The organism is Nocardia sichangensis, assembly GCF_047200615.1.
GTDB lineage: Bacteria > Actinomycetota > Actinomycetes > Mycobacteriales > Mycobacteriaceae > Nocardia > Nocardia sichangensis.
Genome location: NZ_JBJZOK010000055.1, coordinates 1 through 17,740, shown reverse-complemented (window position 1 = coordinate 17,740; position 17,740 = coordinate 1). Strand labels below are relative to the sequence as shown.

At 63.4% G+C, this 17,740-nt stretch carries 14 protein-coding genes and 3 pseudogenes; 7 read left to right on the top strand and 10 right to left on the bottom strand.

What is annotated here, in order from left to right:
• Window positions 1-59 precede the first annotated feature (59 nt).
• Window positions 60-662, top strand: a complete 603-nt coding sequence (locus ACL03I_RS37690; protein ID WP_412808442.1) for a hypothetical protein — start codon at window positions 60-62, stop codon at window positions 660-662.
• Here the strand turns inward: ACL03I_RS37690 and ACL03I_RS37685 are convergent.
• The 5 genes from ACL03I_RS37685 to ACL03I_RS37665 all read right to left on the bottom strand — a co-directional run bounded on the left by ACL03I_RS37685 (window position 646) and on the right by ACL03I_RS37665 (window position 6,039).
• Window positions 646-1,455: an AAA family ATPase gene (locus ACL03I_RS37685; RefSeq protein WP_412808441.1), complete on the bottom strand. Its 810-nt coding sequence runs from the start codon at window positions 1,453-1,455 to the stop codon at window positions 646-648. The genes ACL03I_RS37690 and ACL03I_RS37685 overlap by 17 nt on opposite strands.
• A gap of 2 nt (window positions 1,456-1,457) precedes the next feature.
• Window positions 1,458-2,897 (bottom strand): Mu transposase C-terminal domain-containing protein, encoded by a 1,440-nt coding sequence (locus tag ACL03I_RS37680; RefSeq protein ID WP_412808440.1) that lies wholly within the window; start codon window positions 2,895-2,897, stop codon window positions 1,458-1,460.
• Window positions 2,898-2,927: 30 nt separating this feature from the next.
• Window positions 2,928-3,512 (bottom strand): recombinase family protein, encoded by a 585-nt coding sequence (locus ACL03I_RS37675; protein WP_412808439.1) that lies wholly within the window; start codon window positions 3,510-3,512, stop codon window positions 2,928-2,930.
• Between the two features lie 277 nt (window positions 3,513-3,789).
• A complete protein-coding gene (locus ACL03I_RS37670; RefSeq protein ID WP_412808438.1) occupies window positions 3,790-4,794 on the bottom strand; it encodes a glycerophosphodiester phosphodiesterase family protein in 1,005 nt (334 codons plus the stop codon).
• Window positions 4,795-5,544: 750 nt separating this feature from the next.
• Window positions 5,545-6,039 carry an Lrp/AsnC family transcriptional regulator gene (locus tag ACL03I_RS37665; protein WP_412808437.1) on the bottom strand — a complete coding sequence of 165 codons (495 nt, stop codon included), beginning with the start codon at window positions 6,037-6,039 and terminating at the stop codon, window positions 5,545-5,547.
• Window positions 6,040-6,112: 73 nt separating this feature from the next.
• Between ACL03I_RS37665 and ACL03I_RS37660 the strand changes: the two genes are divergently transcribed.
• Window positions 6,113-7,036 carry a DMT family transporter gene (locus ACL03I_RS37660; RefSeq protein WP_412808436.1) on the top strand — a complete coding sequence of 308 codons (924 nt, stop codon included), beginning with the start codon at window positions 6,113-6,115 and terminating at the stop codon, window positions 7,034-7,036.
• Between the two features lie 331 nt (window positions 7,037-7,367).
• Here ACL03I_RS37660 and ACL03I_RS37655 read toward each other — a convergent pair whose 3' ends face one another.
• Complete coding sequence (locus tag ACL03I_RS37655; RefSeq protein ID WP_412808435.1) at window positions 7,368-7,964, bottom strand: hypothetical protein; 597 nt, start codon at window positions 7,962-7,964, stop codon at window positions 7,368-7,370.
• A gap of 745 nt (window positions 7,965-8,709) precedes the next feature.
• On the opposite strand from ACL03I_RS37655, the gene ACL03I_RS37650 reads away from it, so the two are divergent.
• From ACL03I_RS37650 to ACL03I_RS39595, 4 genes and pseudogenes are all read left to right on the top strand, one after another.
• A complete protein-coding gene (locus ACL03I_RS37650) occupies window positions 8,710-10,005 on the top strand; it encodes a fatty acid desaturase family protein (RefSeq protein ID WP_412808434.1) in 1,296 nt (431 codons plus the stop codon).
• Window positions 10,006-10,458: 453 nt separating this feature from the next.
• Window positions 10,459-11,103, top strand: a pseudogene (locus ACL03I_RS39600) (transposase); the annotation flags it as partial.
• A gap of 106 nt (window positions 11,104-11,209) precedes the next feature.
• Window positions 11,210-12,010: pseudogene (locus ACL03I_RS37645) on the top strand (transposase); the annotation flags it as partial.
• Between the two features lie 79 nt (window positions 12,011-12,089).
• On the top strand, window positions 12,090-12,314 hold the full coding sequence (locus ACL03I_RS39595) for a transposase (RefSeq protein ID WP_459561399.1): 225 nt from the start codon (window positions 12,090-12,092) through the stop codon (window positions 12,312-12,314).
• A gap of 208 nt (window positions 12,315-12,522) precedes the next feature.
• On the opposite strand, the gene ACL03I_RS37640 is transcribed toward ACL03I_RS39595, so the two are convergent.
• The 4 genes and pseudogenes from ACL03I_RS37640 to ACL03I_RS37625 form a co-directional block, all read right to left on the bottom strand.
• A complete protein-coding gene (locus tag ACL03I_RS37640; protein ID WP_412808433.1) occupies window positions 12,523-13,380 on the bottom strand; it encodes a hypothetical protein in 858 nt (285 codons plus the stop codon).
• 156 nt (window positions 13,381-13,536) lie between these two features.
• Window positions 13,537-14,061, bottom strand: coding sequence for a type VII secretion system-associated protein (locus tag ACL03I_RS37635; RefSeq protein WP_412808432.1), 525 nt, complete (start codon window positions 14,059-14,061; stop codon window positions 13,537-13,539).
• Between the two features lie 103 nt (window positions 14,062-14,164).
• Window positions 14,165-15,001, bottom strand: a pseudogene (locus ACL03I_RS37630) (IS5 family transposase).
• A gap of 127 nt (window positions 15,002-15,128) precedes the next feature.
• Window positions 15,129-16,604, bottom strand: a complete 1,476-nt coding sequence (locus ACL03I_RS37625) for an NAD-dependent succinate-semialdehyde dehydrogenase (RefSeq protein WP_412808431.1) — start codon at window positions 16,602-16,604, stop codon at window positions 15,129-15,131.
• A gap of 180 nt (window positions 16,605-16,784) precedes the next feature.
• Here ACL03I_RS37625 and ACL03I_RS37620 point away from each other — a divergent pair, with 180 nt between their 5' ends.
• Entirely contained in the window at window positions 16,785-17,378 is a 594-nt protein-coding gene (locus ACL03I_RS37620) for a TetR/AcrR family transcriptional regulator (RefSeq protein WP_412808430.1), read from the top strand.
• Window positions 17,379-17,740 lie beyond the last annotated feature (362 nt).

Genomic DNA, 17,740 nt, shown 5'->3' with positions numbered 1-17,740 from the left:
CACGGACGGGCCTCGCTGACCTGGCCAGGGCATGGAAACCGGGTTGCTAGGCTTCCGGCATGAACACAGCGCCGTCCGACAACTCTCCCGGTCGACAGGAGAAGCGGCGATTGTGGTCTCAACTGGCCTGGTACTTGTTGCTCGCCTGCACGGTTGTGTCTTGCCTGGGGGCACTCGTCGGGGCAAGCGCCCCGGACGCCGATTCGATGCTGTTGTGGTTCTTCTCGATCAGCGCGTCGTTCGGGTTGATCTGTGTAATTGTCGGCTACCTGACCCGAGTAGTCGTCACCCGGCGGCTTCGGGTACCGGAGCTCGGTCCCCTGCTTGCGCCCGCGCTGGTGGTGGCATTCACGGTGGCGGCGTGGAGCGCGGACCTACCGATCACGGTGCGCTGGCAGTTCTCGTCGCACAGCCTCGATGACGCCGCACAGCAGGTGCGCGACGGTGTCGATCCGCACACGTTCGAAGGCCGTCGGCTCGGGCTCTACCGCATCGACAGTGCCGACCGCTACGCCTGGGGCATCTACTTCAGAACCAGCCCCATGACGGGCAACTGCTCAAGCGGGGGCGCAGGGTTCGCCCAGCTCACCGGCGACTCTCGCACATCTGTGACTCGCAGCGGTAGACGGCGGTGTTCTCGCACCGTCAGGTGGCGCCGATGACGAGGGTGCTGCGGGCGGTTTCGACGACGTCGGCGGTGATGGTGTGGAGTTCGTTGATCTTCATGATGCGGTGGATTTGGGCGAAGAGGCGTTGCAGGAGGCGGAAGTTGCCGCTGGTGATGCGGGCGACGGCGGCGACGGCTTGGGCGTCGGTGAAGTCGTCGGGGTCCAGGTGCAGGCCGAGTTTGTGCCAGTGTCGGGTTAGGACGAAGGTGAGTTCTTCGCCGGTCAGGGGCCGGTAGTGGTGGGCGAAGCCGACGCGGCTGTAGAGCTGCGGGTAGCGGGAGAAGGTTTTCTCGATGCCGGGCATACCGATGAGCAGCAGCCCGTGGTCGCCGCGGTCGTACTGGTCACGGAGGTGTTCGATGGCGGTGGCGGACAGGCGTTCGGATTCGTCGATGACGACCAGTTCGACGTAGTCGACGGTCTGGTGTTCGCGCCGGGTGGGGCAGACGTGCTGGTCGATGCAGATGTTGACCCGGTTGTGCAGCAGCTTGAGCTCGTCGCGGAGTTGCCGCAGCGGCGCGGCCACGGTGGGGGTGTAGAACACGGTGCGCGAACGCGACAATGCGGCGTAGACGTCTTTGTCGGATTCTTCGCGTGGGCCCCAGGTGCTCAGCAGGTGGTCGGCCTTGTCCCATCGCGCGTAGCGGGATGCCGACAGTGTCTTCCCGATTCCCGCTGCGCCGTAGCAGATGCCGATGGTTCGGTCGCGTTTGACGGTGTCGGCGAACTCGATGAACCGGCGGTGTTCCTTGGTGGCGATGAACGGCCAGTTCCGCGGCGTCGGCATGATCACTCCTCGGAGTAGGCGCGCAGCTGCGGTCCGGGCGGCGGTGACACGGGTTCCGGTCGCGCCGGCGGGGGTGGTGCGGGGAGGTAGTCGGTGACGACGGTGATGCGTTCGTTGATCTGCTCGCGGATCCGGCGGCGGTAGGCGCGGCGGGCGGCTTGGATGTCTTTGAGGCCGATGGTGTCACCGCTGTGGTTCGGGTCGATTGCCATGCATAGGAACCGATTGCGGTGGAAGACGCGGATGGCGGTGATGTCGCGTGGGTCGTAGCGGATGGTGACGGTTTCGCGGACGTAGGCGGCCAGGGTGGGGTGTAGGTAGCGCAGGCCTTGGAAGTGGATGCCGTCGCGGTGCACGATGCGCGGGGTGGCGGCGGTGACCAGCAGCAGGTCGAGCTGTTCGAGGGTGTCGGGCATGCGTGGCAGCCAGCCGTCAGCGACCCACGCCGCGTGTGGTGAGACGCCGATTTCGGAGTGGGTGCGCTGGTGGTAGGTGGCGGTGACGAACCGGCTGATCGCCTCGTCGAGCTGGCGCAGCGACAGCGCCGGTGCAGTGACCGGCTTGCCACCGACGATGTGGCCGGGCAGCTCGGTGAGTAGTTCGGTGTTGATACTGCCGAAGAAGCGCTCGATTTTGCCGCGGCCTTGGGGTCGCGCGACGGTGGAGTGCACGATCTGAACCTTCAGATCGGCGGCGACCTGGGCGAGGTGATGGCTGGTGAAGTCGCTGCCGTGATCGACGTAGAGGATCTCGGGGATCCCGCACATCGGCCAGCCCGGGTCGGGTTTGGTCCAGATCGCCTGCCGCAGCGCCAGCGAGGTGTTCAGCGCCGACGGCGCGCCCAGATTGACGGTGTAGCCGGGCACCGCGCGGGAGCAGTCGTCGAGCACCACGGTCAGCCAGGGCCGCCGGTTGCGGCCGGCCTCGACCACGAGGATGTCGAGCTGGGTGTGGTCGGCCTGCCACATCTGGTTCGGGTGCTCGGCGCGACGGCGGTACACCAGCTCGTAGGTGTCACGGAAGGCCGTGGCGCCGTCGTGGGCGAGGGTGAGCATGGCCGGGTCGAGGTCGGTGACGATCGCACGAACAGTGCTGTAGGACACCGGCGCCCATCCCTGCTCGGCGGCGACGCGAGCGGCGCGGCGGGTGATCGCCGCCAGCGACGGACGCGGGCGGCGCAACGCCATTGCTTCGATCAGCCGCACCAGCTCCGGGTGCGTCCGTCGGCCGGAGCGCCGGCGGCGGGTCGGAGCGAGTCCGGCCAGTCCCGCGCTGCGGTAACGGTGCAGCCATCGTTGCGCGGTCCGCAGCGGCGTGCCCGACGCAGCCGCGGCGCGGGTGAGGGGGACGTCGTCTTCCAGATACGGCCGTAGCACCTCGAGCCGAGTCATCGCCTGCCGCCGGTCGGCCTCGCTCAATTCGGTCAGTCCGCCGCCTGTCATGGCTCACCCCGATTCCGCGCTGCCCGCTGGTCACATTGTCGCGCCCGCCGGAGACAGGTGGCGGTAGATCGTGGGGCGGGTGACACCGAATTCGGCGGCGATCTGCGCGACGGTGTAGCGGCGCTTGCCGGTCTCGTCGAGCTCGTCGTACATCGCCCGGGCCAGCTGCACCTGCCGGTGGCCGAGTTTCGGCTTCTGGCCGCCGGTGCGGCCGCGGGCGCGCGCGGCGGCCAGGCCGTCGCGGGTGCGTTCGGACATCAAGGCGTGCTCGAATTCGGCGATGGCGCCCAGGATCTGGAAGAACATGCGCCCGACCGCGGTGGAGCTGTCGATGCCCTGGTCCAGAACCACCAGGTCCACGCCGCGGTCCTGCAGCGTCTTCGACAGCTCGATCAGGTGCTCGAGAGAGCGGCCGAGCCGGTCGAGTTTGGTGACCACCAGTTGATCGCCTTCCCGGTTGGCCACCAGCAGCGCCTTGTCGAGTTCCGGACGGGAGGCGAGCTTGCCCGACACCTTGTCGAGGAAGACCTGCTCGCACCCGGCCGCGGTGAGCGCGTCGTGCTGGGCCTCGGGATGCTGATCGCGGGTGGAGACCCGCCCGTAGCCGATTCTCATGCACGGACGGTATCGGTAACCCCCGACAGGTTGACGTTGCCGCGTACACGGGATGCTTTACACATTCGGCCTGCGGAAACGCATTGCCTCGCAGAGTGTCTCGCGAACGTTCGTATACGGACACTTCGGTCTCATCAAAAAGACACCACCCCAGATCGGCGAATCAACTAACCCACCGGATCCACACCCGACCCACTGCAAACTCGGCCCCGGCGAACCGACGAACGCGACGTGCACCCGGACACCGGCCTGCCCCGCCTGTTCTATGCCCGGGTGCTCACCGAAGCAGCGGTGCGATCGTGTCGACCCGGTTGGTCCAAACGAGACCGGTGAATCCGGCGGGGATCCGGTCGAGGGCTTCGGGAGTGTCGAAGCCCTCGGAGAAGCCGCCGGAGCCGGCGACCAGCACGATCCGGGCATCCGCGTCGGCCATGCGCTCGGCGAACCGTTCCGGCCAGCCCCATAGCCAGCGCGCATAGCCTTCGGGAATGTGCAGCTGGGTGTGGTGGCAGGCGTCGGGGACCGCGCCGGTCCAGCCCAGCGCCTCGTACCGGCCCAAGCAGTCGACCATGATCTGCTTGGACATGACGCGCATGCCTGGCAGGCGCTCGTGGACGGCCGCGACCGGCTCGTCGCCGCCGTAGACGGTGAGCCGGTCCGGTTGCTCGGCGGCCAGTCGGTCGGCCAGGGCCGCGCCCTCAGCGGGGTCGTTGCTCTTGATGTCGATCAGCAGCGACTGGGTGGGGAAGGCGGCGAGGACCTCGTCGAGTGTGGGCATGAGACCGATGCCCCTCCCGCGGAACGGGTGGGTTTTGCCGCCGTCAGCGGTATAGCCGTACCCGATATCGAGTTTCCGCAGCTCATCCATGGTGTGGTCGCGGGTGGTGCCGGTGCCGTCGGTGCGGCAGTCGAGCGTCCAGTCGTGGAAGACCGCGAACTTGCCGTCGGCGGTCCAGTGGACGTCGAACTCGACCTGATCCGCGCCCGTGTCGAAGGCGGCCCGGATTCCGGCGATGGTGTTCTCCAGATAGTCGTGCACCGGGGGGTTGATACGCGAGGCGGTGCAGGTGTCGGCATCGACGCCATCCATAGCGAAGGTCTGCGCCATTCCACGATGCGCGAGCACCAGCGGCCGGCCCCCGGGCTCGGCCGCGAGCACCGTTGTGTTGTTGGCGAACAGGAAGCCGGCCAGCAGCGCGATCACCGTGACGGGCATCCAGTAGCGCTTCTTCTTCCAGCGCGGACGGCGGCCGAGGATCGGAGCATTTTCTGACGCGGACATGCCGAGTATCCTCACATGCCCCGGCGCAACCTGCGGAATCGGTTCGGACGGTGACGTTTTGCACATACCGCATCAGCAAACACACACGACCGACCGCAGGCAGTAATTGGCCGACCTGGCGGTGTGTGCCTCTCCGAACCCTGAGGTAGTTACCTGCGCGGGTTCACCCAACTGGTGCGCTGTGGTGAGCACCTGCGCGGCCAGGCTGACCACAGACCCCCGGGTGTCAATAGCGACCCGAGCCGACCGCAACACCCTCGTCATCGGCGCCACCTGACAGCGCGAAAACACCGCCACCTTCCACCGCGAGTCACACGCACATCTGACGCATACCATCCCCTGAATGGTGACTGGTATTGGTTCTGCATCGACAGTGCTGACGTCGGAGTGACAGTGCCAGACCACCCCATCGGGAGACAGCGCTAGCCAACCAATCACCACGCCATCAGTACCGAATCAGTCTCCGAAGCTTGACAGTTAAGAAAATCGGAGGTCTGCACCTCCCGACCACGGGAATCCTCGGGTCGCCTGCTTTCGACCGAGAGGTTCGCCCCCGACTGTCGGTAGCAATTTCGGATATGTTGCGACGATCGCGCGAAGCAGGCCAGGAAATGGCCCGTAGACAGAACTTCGCACCTCGTTGCAGTCGAGATCGGTTGCGTCCGGATTCTATCGGAGTAGACATCCGCCCATGCTCCAATGCCCGCCGCGAGACCAGATTGCTGTACGAAAGTCGGCGATGAGCCAGCGTCAACGGGGGTTACGCCAGAAGCGGGGTCGATCGGGGTTGGTCGGCTGGATGCAGCGGGATTGAACGTGCTCGTAGACCATTGTGGTGTGCACGTCGGCGACCTCGCGCCGCTCGGTGAGCCGGTCTATGACGAAGGCGTAGACGCTGTCCACGTCCGGGACAGCCACATGGATCAGGAAGTCGTAGGCACCCGAGGTTACGAAGAGACCGACCACCTCGGGCAACCGTGCAGCCCATTCCCGGAAGCCTTCGATGACTGGACGGGCTGGAGGTCGAATTCGGACGGAGATAAGGGCTTGGACTGGTCGGCCGACAGCGTCGAGTTGCAGGACAGCGTGGAAGCCGACGATCACACCGCGTTCGCGGAGCAGCTTCACTCGCTCCAGAGTGGTCGAGGGTGACACTCCCGTCTTGGCAGCCAGTTCACGGTTGGTCTGCCGCGCATCGTTCTGCAGTTCTCGCAGTATGGCCCGGTTCAGCGCATCAAATTCCACAAAAGCTATCCTAGGCGTGATTAAGTTTGGCGATTGGCCATAGCAGCCGGATGTGTGCTTACCCTCGTGCGTTATGAGTGTGAAGAAGTCCACCCCGGTCCGCGGCGCGTGTCTGGTGCTGGTGGCGGCAGTGCTGTGGGGCACCGTCGGCCCTGCTCAGGTCCTAGCGTCGAGTCCTGTAACGCCAGTGGCCCTCGGCTGTTGGCGGCTACTGGTGGGTGGCCTGGTCCTCGGCATATTCACCGTTCGCCCACGCAGGACGTTGGGTTCCGCCCGGGTGGCCGTGCGCCCACTACTGATTTGCGCATTCTCGACGGGCATTTATCAGGCGGCGTTCCTGACCTCGGTGACGCGAACCGGCGCGGCGCTCGCCACCGTCATCGCTCTGGGCGCAGCTCCGGCCTCGACCGGAGCATGTGCTCGCTGGGTCACCGGGGAACGGATAGATCCACCGTGGCTCGCCGGTACCGTGGCGGCAGTTGCTGGTTGTGCTCTGCTGCTGGACCCGGGTGGGGCACATGTTGATTTCGTCGGCCTACTCCTCGCGGTCGCGGCGGGTAGCTGCTACGGCATATACACCGTCTTCGCCAAGCGACTCGCGGCTGCTCACAAACCAGCCGACCTGCCCATGCTCTCTGCGGTCATCCTGCTTGTCGGCTGTCTTCCGATGCTGCCCTGGTTGATCGCGGACGGCTTGCCAGCGCACGATGCCCCGGCAATCGCTTTGATTGCTTGGCTCGGGGTGGCGGCTACCGCTGCCGCATATTGGCTTTTCACCGCAGGTCTCGCGCTGGTAAAAGCCACAACAGCCGCAACGCTCAGCCTCGCCGAGCCGATGGGCGCAGCTCTTATCGGTGTGCTGCTTCTCCATGAGAACATCTCGGGTTCTGCGTGGGCCGGCTGTGTGCTGATCTTTGGTGCAATGCTCACGATGAGCCTGCTGCCAACAACCCGTCGTTCCCTCGCACGGGGGAGGGACCTTTCGAAATCGCCATAGCGCCTTCATGCAGCGCTCCACGGGCACCGAGGCCATCCGATGGTAAGAGGGCATGGCGGGACTGTCACTGCTGTTCGGCGGGTAGTTCTGCTCTGGGCGAGTCGACGGTGTATTAGGGCTCGGTAGGCGAATGGCACCATCAGGTGCGGTGCCTAATACGGGCTGGAGCCGTGACATCGGAGTTGACAGCCTACCGTTGAGGTAGGGAGCATGGTGCGTATCTCACGTTCAATCCACTTGAGGGGGCCCACTGCGGCGATGTGGATAATCGCCGCTCGAGCTATCTCCCCGCGTTCCCGGTGAGCCTTGGCAATCGCGGCGATACCGATGATCAGTTCGCCGACCAGATAAGATTCGATGGGCGGATCGCAAATCTCACCGCATAGCTGAGCCAGAACGAACGCCGTCCGTTCCAGATCGGGCGCGGGCGATCGAAGAAGGGGCGGGCACGCGTGGCTTCCGGCCGCAAGTGCCGAGATACCGACTTCGTGCGCGGCGACTGCAAGCGGCCCCCTAGCGGTTCGGTTCGCCATGACCAGATTGCCAGAACCCCTGCGACGCGGTTCGCGGCCCATCCCCATGCCGCGCGGTCGTTGCTGGAAACCCGTGCCAGTGTCTGATTGAAACTACGGGCATCAGCGAGCGCTGTGGTCCACCACGTACTGTCGGCCAACAATACCGTTTCCCTGGCCGAGGGCGAGACCGAACCTGGGTACTTCCATTCGGTCTGCGCGTCGGCCGTCGTGTTTGCGTCGGGTTCCCATCCTTCTCGCAGGTCGAGCAGGCCTGAGCCGAAGCCGAGTTCAAGATCGGTGATTGCGGGACCAAGGCGTGCGCTGTCCGCATCCCGCCGTTTGGCGATGTAGCCCAAAACCTGACCATCGGCAACATCGACTCGCGGCTGCAGGATGGTCCCGGTCGCCCGCATCCGGTGTATCCATTCAACCTCTGAGAGGCTGACCGCCGCTGTGGCGCGGATTGTGCGTCGCAGAATCCGATGCTCTGAGCTATCACGATCTTCCAGCCGCTCGAATCCGCCAGCATCGCTGCCCGAAACTGGTGCCCGACCCAGACAGCCCCGGCGGGGCGCCGACCGATGGATGCAGACGTCGCAACCGATCAACGCGACACGATTCACTCTTGCATCAACCCCTCGCCACTCAACCCGACAACTCCGTAGATCCAACGGTCCGGTCACTCCCACCCACGCCACTGCGGGCCGAACATGCAATGTCGAAGGAGCCAGCCTTAATTTCGGCAACCCTACGTCGAGCGCGACCATCCCATGGGATCATCCTTACAGGCGGCCCATGTCGGCCACCAGCACGTGGCAGCTTCCTGTGGACTTCGCCAAATTAGAGCAGGACGACCGGAGTGCTGCATTGGGGGCCCTGGTGCTCGAACGCCGCCGCGGCCGCCGGTCTTGTGGCGTGCGAGTAGTTTTGCGCACCTTTGATGCAATTGGCCTTTGGCATATTTCTGTCGTACGACTTTGGCAGCAAGCTGCCAATCCGTCGCGGTGAGGCGCATGCACCGATATGCTGAAAAAGCTTTTGCTCACATTTATGGTAGCTCACGCGCAGGCCAGTGGAATGTCAGCGAAAGTATTCAGGTGTACGACTAGGTCCGGGCGATGGTTGCCAGTCAGGTCCGGCGAGATAAGTAGGGATTTTGTGGCAATCACCGATATCAAGGCATTCGCTCACCTCGCCGAAGCCGACGTCGATGCTTTTGCGGGCGAGCTGGATCAGATCCGGCGAGATATAGAACAGTCACTGGGGCAGAGAGATGCGGACTATATTCGCCGCGCTATCAAGATCCACCGTGGTCTCGAAGTGGCTGCGCGTCTGTTGTTGTTCGCCGGGCGATACCGGGCCCCGCGACTGGCCGGGACCTTGATGCTAGCGGCCGCTAAGTCCATCGAGATGATGGAACTCGGCCACAACATCAGCCACGGTCAGTGGGATTGGATGAACGATCCGGAAATCCATTCCACGAGCTGGGAGTGGGATTTCCTCGGTCCATCCGCACACTGGAAGCGTTCGCACAACTACGTGCACCACACCTACACCAACGTCTACGGGATGGATGAGGATCTAGGCTTTGCCGTCCTGCGGATGACCCGCGACGAGCCCTGGCGTCCGATCCACCTGCTGCAGCCAGTAACCAATCTGCTCATCGCCGCATCGTTCGAATGGGGCATCGCCGTACACGACCTGGCGCTGGAGCGACGGCACCTAGGCATACCTCGTAGCCGACTGCTTTCGAAACCGAACATCGAGTTCGCGCGAAAGATGGTCCGCCAGCTCGGCAAGGACTTCCTGTTGTTTCCCGCGCTGAGCGGGCAAGGGTTCGGACGCACGCTCGCTGCGAACGCTTCGGCGCTGTTGCTGCGCAACCTGTGGGCCTACGTGGTGATCATGTGCGGACACTTCCCCGACGGAGCCGAGAAATTCACCACCAAGCAGCTCGAGGGTCAGACCCGCGGCGAGTGGTATCTGCGGCAGCTGCTGGGAACCGCGAACTTCACCGCTGGCCCGGTTCTGGCGTTCATGAGCGGCAACCTCTGCTACCAAATCGAGCACCACCTATTTCCGAACCTGCCCAGTAATCGCTACCCCGAGGTCGCCGAACGGGTCCGCGCACTGTGCGACAAGTACGACCTGCCCTACACCACCGGCCCACTGCCCGAACAGTTCTGGCTGGCTTTCCGTACCATTTGGAAGCTCGCGTTGCCGGACGGGTTCCTGCGACGCACTTCGGACGATGCCGCGGAGACCAGCTCTGAACAGAAATTCTTCGGGATCTCACTTAACCCGGAGGGCCCTTCTACCTGGCGGACGACCGACCCGATCACTGGCGCACGGCGAGGGCTGCGTACTGCTCTGGCCGTAGCGAATTCGTTGATGGCGAAAAAATCTCGTGATTCGGATTCATCGCCGATGTGGTGGGCCACATCATCACCATGATGGTGGATATGGTGATTGATCTCATGCAATCAGGAAAGATTTGAGCAAACGCCGGGGGGTGTTTCGTGGGTGTGAGCGGCTACGCTATCGCGGCTGCAGCGTTCTCGACGGCATAGCCGCCGCTATTGGGTTATCAATCACCGGCTATGAGATGCTGGTGCCTCAATGCGAATGTCATGACGGAATTCGCTTCATCAACTGTTGACTTATCTATTCGCAGCGGTTCGTGGTCGGGGTTCGCTACCCCGTAACCTCCCGCAGGTGGCGGGGCGGGTGACTCGTCAACTGTTTGTCGCCGGTATGGCTGACCTGCTCGCGATATGTCTGCCGCCTGGTCACCGTTGACGCTCTGACTCGACAGAGGTGTGACGACGACACGCTGCGAATGGTTCTGGAGGTCGACTTGTCGGCCGTGGATCAGCCCCACCCGACGAGGCGAGGAACCGCAACCTGATGATGCTGATCGGCGTCGATCCACACAAGTCCACCCACACCGCGATCGCGCTGGATCCGGCAACGAACTCCGATCAGGGATCGATCCGCATAGATGTCAGCCTCGCTGGCCACCGTACGAGTGCGGCAGCTCTCCCGCGGTGGTCGCCGCAAGAACGACCGCATCGATGCCGCCGCAGCTGCCAGCGTCGCGGCAACGCACGGGGATGCCCGACCTGTGCACCTGGAAACTACACCGACTCCCTCGCGTTGTTGGATGAGCGACAGAGACACTGTCAGGGAACAGGACTCGGGTCGGTCAACCAACTTCACGCACTGTTGCGCGAACTCCTGCCTGCTGGGGCGCCCACGGATTTGACCGCAGCCAAGGCCACCAGGCGTTCTGCGTGGTCTGCGTCCGATCAGCGGCACCGACCGAGTCAGGAAGTCGTTGGCCAAGGACCTGGTCGTCGACATCAAGCGCTGCGACACCCAGCCGGCCGACAATGCCACAGTGAGAGGGGACCTCCTCGATCAGCAGGGCACCAGGCTCCGCGAAATCCCTGGCGTCGGCCGGCATTCGCCGCTCGCATCATCGGACGCACCGGACGAGTGGAAAGGTTCCCGACCGCGGCCGCCTTCGCGGAACCGTCGCCGGGCATCCCGGGCATCAACGGGTGGTCGAGCGTGCATTCTGGGGAAAGATCGCCCAAGGTGATCTGCCGACGGAATGCGCTGTTGGGGTCGGCGTCTCACCGGTCGCCGGGACGAGTGGTTTCGTGATGCTGGCGGGATGTCGCCGTATTCGTGGGGCCCTACGTCGGGCCGGTTCCTGTCGTTCGCCGAGCGGGAGGGATCGCGTTGTTGCGGGCGCGGGGCGACGGTGCCCGGCAGATCGCCGCGGTGCTGGGGTATAGCCCGTCAACGATCTCACGCGAACTGAGGTGCAATGCAGCGACTCGGAGCGGGAAGCTCGATTACCGCGCCTCGGTCGCCCAGTGGAAAGCCGAGTTGCTCGCCCGGCGCCCGAAGGTCGCCAAGCTGGTGATCAATCCCCGCCTGCGCGAGTATGTTCAGGAGCGCCTGGCGGAGCAGATCACACGGCCGGACGGGCCGCGGTGGCCGGCCCCGACGTCGGCGCGTGGACCGGACGGAACAAGCCACACCGGGCTGATCGCCACTGGGCCCAGGCATGGAGCCCGCGGCAGATCTCCAAACGATTGGAGATCGATTTCCCCGATGACCGGTCGATACGGATCAGCCATGAAGCGATCTACCAGGCGCTATATATTGAAGGGAACCCTTGCGCGTGAGTTGGTCTTGTGTCTGCGCACCGGGCGGTCGCTGCGGGATGCCCCGAGCGCGATTTAAACGTGCGGCCTGGGTGCACGTGACCGCACGCAGCCTGCTGCGCGAACGCCGGCCGAAGTCGAGGACCGGCGGTTCCCGGCCGGGAAGGCGATCTCATCATCGGTACCGCCCGTTCAGGTCCGTTCAGCGATCGGCACCATCATCGAGCGGGTCGACGCGATTCACGATCCTGATCCGACTGCCGCGCGAGCAGGGACGGGGGCACCGCGGCGCCGGTGAAGAATGGTCCCGCGTTGAGCGGCTACGGAGCCGAATCGCTGACCAAGGCACTGACCGCGGCGATGAAACCAACCCCTGCTCCGCTGGTGAGATCGCTGACGTGGGACCGCGGCATGGAGATATCGGGGCACGCTGACTTCGCCCGCAAGACGGGGATCCCGGTGTTCTTCGCCGATCCTCATAGTCCGTGGCAGCGAGGCACGGACCAGGCCACGAATAATCTTCTCCGACAATATTTCCGAAGGACACCAACCTTTCCCGGAGGAGCGCTGCCGAGCTGGACGTAGTGGCCCACGCACTCAACAACCGTCCCGGGAAGTCCTCGGATGGGCCGAAGCGATGGCCGAGCAGCTACGACCGCTGTAACAACGTGTTGTGTCGGCCACTTGAATCCGCGTATGGCCCAGTCGGAGTGCTCGACGTCGAAGAGGGCCGCTCGGGTGGAGCAGGCCTGTTGCTGTTCGAATGCCCGACGGAGGTTTGCGTGTTCTGCGTTCATTGTTCCGGACGGTCTGCTGGCTGGCCTCTTTTGTACACCGCCCAATGGTCCTCGGCAGTGTCCGACGTACCAGGCGGGACGTGGACACCAACGTCGACGAAAGGTGTCTCAAGAGGGGGGCTGCCGCCGACTAGGGTTACGTTCTCCCTGGCGGCGTACACATTGGAATTTATCCCTAATTTGTGCAGTTCTTCCGCATTCTCCCTAGCAGCCGTGCCACTGGCTGAACGGCACCCCAGGTTGATATTCAGGTTGTTTGGTTCGTTGCGGATTGCTTGCCGGAAGTGATCATTTGCGGCCTGGACCCTGGCGAAGTTCGCTCCATTGACCTGAACTTCCTGCATCGTTCGCCCCGAGTCGACTTTGATAAAGTATCCGTCTCCATCGGAGTGGACATCGGTTAGGATGATGCCTTTGGTCTTTGCCTCATCAGCCCATAGCGCTGACAGCGATTGACTCCAACCGAACCGTCGTTTCATGCCGCTAATCGGATCAAGTCGACTGCTTACGGTATACCTGCTCTTCAGTCTATCAAGGCCGGTGCGGCTCCATCTCGGAGGGCCGAGAGGGTCCAAGGGTTGCGACGGGAACATCGCTCCGAAGATTTCCCGGCGTGGACCGTAAATAGGAAGACTGTAGATACTGTCGGCAGTGAAGAATTGATGATCGAATTCGTGTGCATGACCGAAGAACACAGGAGTATGGGGAGAGCGCTGCACTATGGCTTTCAAGCGCTCTAATTCCGGAATCATGCGTGCTACGTGCCTACCGGCCTCGTGGTCGACCCTCGCAATGCGTTGCGCATGTGCTTTCACCTCCTCGATCATGTTATCGAGGGCGCGGTGCGTGACCATGCCCTCTCTTTGGATTGTCGTAGCCAGACGGGTGGCGGCGACGAAAAATGTGCCGGGTACTGATACTAGGGCTATGGTTACAGGAGCCTACCCGCAGTACCTCCTGGGATAGACCAAGATATACCCACGGGTGGGAACGGGCGGTATCGGACGCAGCTACCGCTGATCTTGCTGTGTGAGCGCATCGGTGCGAAGTCGCATCGCTGCGGGGCCGGCTGGGTTGAGCATGATATCCACGCCCGGCGGCACAATGTTTGGCAGCAATGCGCCCGGTACTAGGGCCCAGCGTTCCACGTCGAGGCCGTACTTGTGGACCGCGGCGGTGACGACGACGACACAGGCCACACCATCCGGATCGCGTCCGATCAGGGGTTGATCGTCGTCGTCGCAGCCGATCTCAACCAACGCACCATGGATGGCGGGCACGATCTCACCTGCGGCATCAGCGCCAGCGGCGACTAGTCGCAGCACTGCGTCGACAGGGTCGGACGGCGAGCCGTCGGCGGGCATGTAGCTAGGATTCGGCTCGAACAAGCCAGGGCTACCATCCTCGTTCAGTACCCATCCACCAACAATCGCTTCAGGCGGTGTTGGTTCCGAAGAGTCCGCCGGCTGTAGGCGCGGATCGGTCAACGCAATCCAACCCGCACTCTCACCAGCATCTGGACTCGTCTCACCCATGGGATCCTCCTAAAGAACTCGTCGTCGACAATCATGCCGGTAACCCACCTCGGAGGGTGGAGCATTCACGCGAGGCCGAGTGCACGGCCAGCGGTGATGCCTACTATGTGCGCACTGCGTTAGACCGCGTCTCGTGTGGCAGTTTCGCCTTGGTCAGCTTCTTGTAGTTGGTGAGCGGAGCAGCCAGTGTCAGGAAGGCGCGGAAGTGTGGCTTGCCTTGCGTTCATATCGGCTGTTGAGCCGGTGGTAGCCAGTCGGCCAGGAGATCGTCCCCTGGATCACCTACCGGTGACGGCCCAGCCGCTGCGAGGACTCGACACCCTTGCGCGCGATGCGGACGGCGATCCCGGTCACGGACCCAACGCCGCAGCTCAGCGGTGTCGTAAGCCTTGTCTCCATGCAGTTTCGCCGGCTTGCACCGGCGCGGTCCTCGCCGCGAACGCACCGCCGGGATAGCGCCTACCAGCGGCTTCAACGCCTCCCCATCGTTGGTGTCGGCCAAATGCTCCCCGCTCTATCGGACAACATGTGCAGCTTCAAGCCGGGCTCTCCGCAGTCGACCGGGCTCGGACCAGTCATATCGCCCTTTTTCGCCCGCACCGACGCCGCGTCGATCACAGCTCGCAGCTCGCGCCAGTCGATCAAGCCTTTCGTTGCCTAGCTCATCGAGCACGCCGCGATGTAGCCGCCGCCAGACACCAGCCCTGGTCCACATGCTGAACCGGCGATGAGCTGTGGGCACCGTCACCCCGAACGGCGGAGGCCGCATCCACCACGCACAACTGCTGGTCAGCACATGCACCACCGCAGTGAACACCGCCCGGTGATCGACCGGCACGGTACCTCCGCCTTCCGTACAAGGGCTGAACCTCGGCAGCAGCGGCTCGGCCAACTCCCGCAGCTCATCAGACACTAGACGTCTGGGCAACTCGTCGACCATGACCACACATCATGCGGCACAACCGAACTTGGCACACATAAACCGACTCACAACGCCATGAGACACGGTCTTGGAGTGCGCGGTGTCGGTAAGCCTTTGTATGAAGACGAGCGTGGTAGTGTGGGCATCAGTTTATGTCAATGCACAGGTATTTGAACTCAAGGAACTCGTCGATCCCGTGGTGAGAGCCTTCTCGGCCGAGTCCGGACTGTTTGATTCCACCGAAAGGAGCAATTTCTACGGACAAGAATCCGGTGTTGATCCCGATCATTCCTGCCTCGATGGCTTCTGCGACCCGCCATACTCGGGCATGGTCGCGGGTGTAGAAGTAGCCGGAGAGGCCGAACTCGGTGCTGTTGACAGTTTGGATTACCTCGTCTTCGTCGGTGAATCGAAATAGTGCTGCTACAGGGCCGAAGGTTTCTTCCTGAGCGAGACGCATATTCAGTGTGGCATCGGCCAACACTGTCGGCTCGTGGAATGTCCCGCCAAGAGCGTGGCCGCCGACGAGCAGGCGCGCACCGTGCTTCAGGGCGTCGGCCACGTGGTCCTTGACTTTCTGCAACCCATGCTCATCGATCAGTGGACCCACGGTGGCCGCAGGATCGGTGTATGGTCCGGGCACCAGAGTCTTCGCTCGTGTGGCGAACCGGCGGGCGAAATCGTCAAAGATGCTGTCGTGAACGAAGAACCGGTTGACCCCTACGCAGGACTGGCCACCGTGGCGGAACTTCGCGACCATGGCGCCGTCGGCAGCCGCATCCAGGTCGGCGTCCTCGAAGACAATGAACGCTGCATTGCCGCCGAGTTCTAGTGTCGTCTTCTTGACTGTGGGTGCGCACTGCGAAGCAAGCATGCGCCCGACTTCAGTGGAGCCTGTGAAGGTTACGTGTCGAACTACGGGATTGGTGCACATCTCGCGCCCGATTTCCGGTGCACCGAATCTATCGCCGGTGACTATATTCAGGACTCCTGCTGGCAGTCCGGCCTCGCTCGCAAGAGTGGCGATGGCAAGGGCTGACAGCGGTGTCTGTTCGGCGGGCTTGAGCACCACGGTGCAACCTGCAGCGATCGCTGGTGCAGATTTGCGTGTGATCATCGCAGCAGGAAAGTTCCAGGGGGTAATGGCTGCGACGACTCCGACGGGTTGCTTGAGCACCATTATGCGGGTGTCTGCGCGGTGGGCGGGGATCGTCTCGCCGTAGACGCGGCGCGCCTCCGCCGCGAAGAAGTCGAGGAAGCTGGTCGCGTACGCGACTTCGGCGCGAGCGTCGGGAAGTGGTTTGCCGTTCTCGGCCGCGAGCAGGACGGCGAGGGTTTCGGAATGATCGACCATAAGGCTGGCCCATCGACTGAGCACGGTAGCTCGCTCGCCAGCGGTGCGAGCGGCCCACGCAGGCTGAGCGGTCTGGGCAGCGCGGATGGCCCTGCGGGTTTCTGCCTGCCCCATGGCGGGGATGTCGGCGAGGGTGAGGCCGGTGGCGGGGTCCGTGACGGAGAACACTGCTTCGCTGTCAGCATCGACGAATTCGCCGTTGATCAGGGCCTTGTTCTGCGGAACCACCACCGTCTGCGGTGTGGTGATCGGCTCGGAAAGAGTCACTGCGCTCTCCTGGTCGAGGTACGTGGGGAGGGGAGTCGGTTGGATATGGCCGACCATGGTTGGGGCTTGCGCAACGGCCGTACATCTCAACGCTCGGTCCGTTACGTTACGTAACGTGTCCATTCTGCGGTCGAAGGTGGCTCCGCGTCAATACGTTACGTAACGTTCTATGCTAGGAGCATGCCGGCGGAGATGATGAGAGCGGAGCGGTCACGTGCCGCTATCCTGAGGGCTGCGTTCGAGCTGTACCAGGAGCAGTCATACAACAAGGTCACGATCGAAGGTATTGCGGCGCGGGCTGGTGTCGGTAAGCCGACCGTCTACCGCCGTTGGCCCTCGAAGGGGGCCGTCGTTCTCGATGCGGTAATCGAAGCAGTTCCGCCGGCCCCCTTTCCGGACACCGGTGATATCGAACGTGATCTCCGCTCGTGGCTGTACGGCATTGTCGACCTGCTGGCCGACCCGAAACGGGGTCCTCTGTTTGCTGGTCTGGTCGGTGCTGCGCAGCATGACCATGAACTCGCGGCGGCATGGCGCGAGCGGCTGTACCGCCCTACTCGTCGGGAGAACGTCGAACGCTTGTGCAAAGCCAAGGCTGACGGTCAGCTGCCCGACCTGGATCCTGATCTGATAATCGATTTGCTCGCTGGGCCAGTGTGGTTCCGCCTTCTGGTAGTCGGTGAACGGCCCACTCGGCAACTTGCCGATAAAGCACTTCGACTTGTGATCGGCGCAAGTGCGCGGTCTGCTAAATCTGAGAAGCGCGCGCTGTGACTGTCGGATCACGTGCGCGTGTGCGTTGCGCGGGCGGGGTTCGGCTGGCAACCGGAAGGGTTGATGATCCTCGGGAGGCGTCGGTGGGCTTTCATGCTGCTGCGCCAACACTATGCCACAATTCCGTCATCGGAAGTGCGGCTTCTTCCCGCTCGATGGTTCGGCGGTGAGGCAGTCATTCATATCTCTGGGTACGCGACGGACCGCAAGGCGTCGAAGTGGGAACCGGCCGAGGAAACTTGGCCAGTGGCCTCAGGGTGGAGTTCGTGAACAGGGGGAGTCATAGCACAGTAGTCGGGATCTAGTGCCGCGTCCGGGAAGGTTGATGCTGTAACCCGCCACTCGGGGTGGCGGGTTGATCA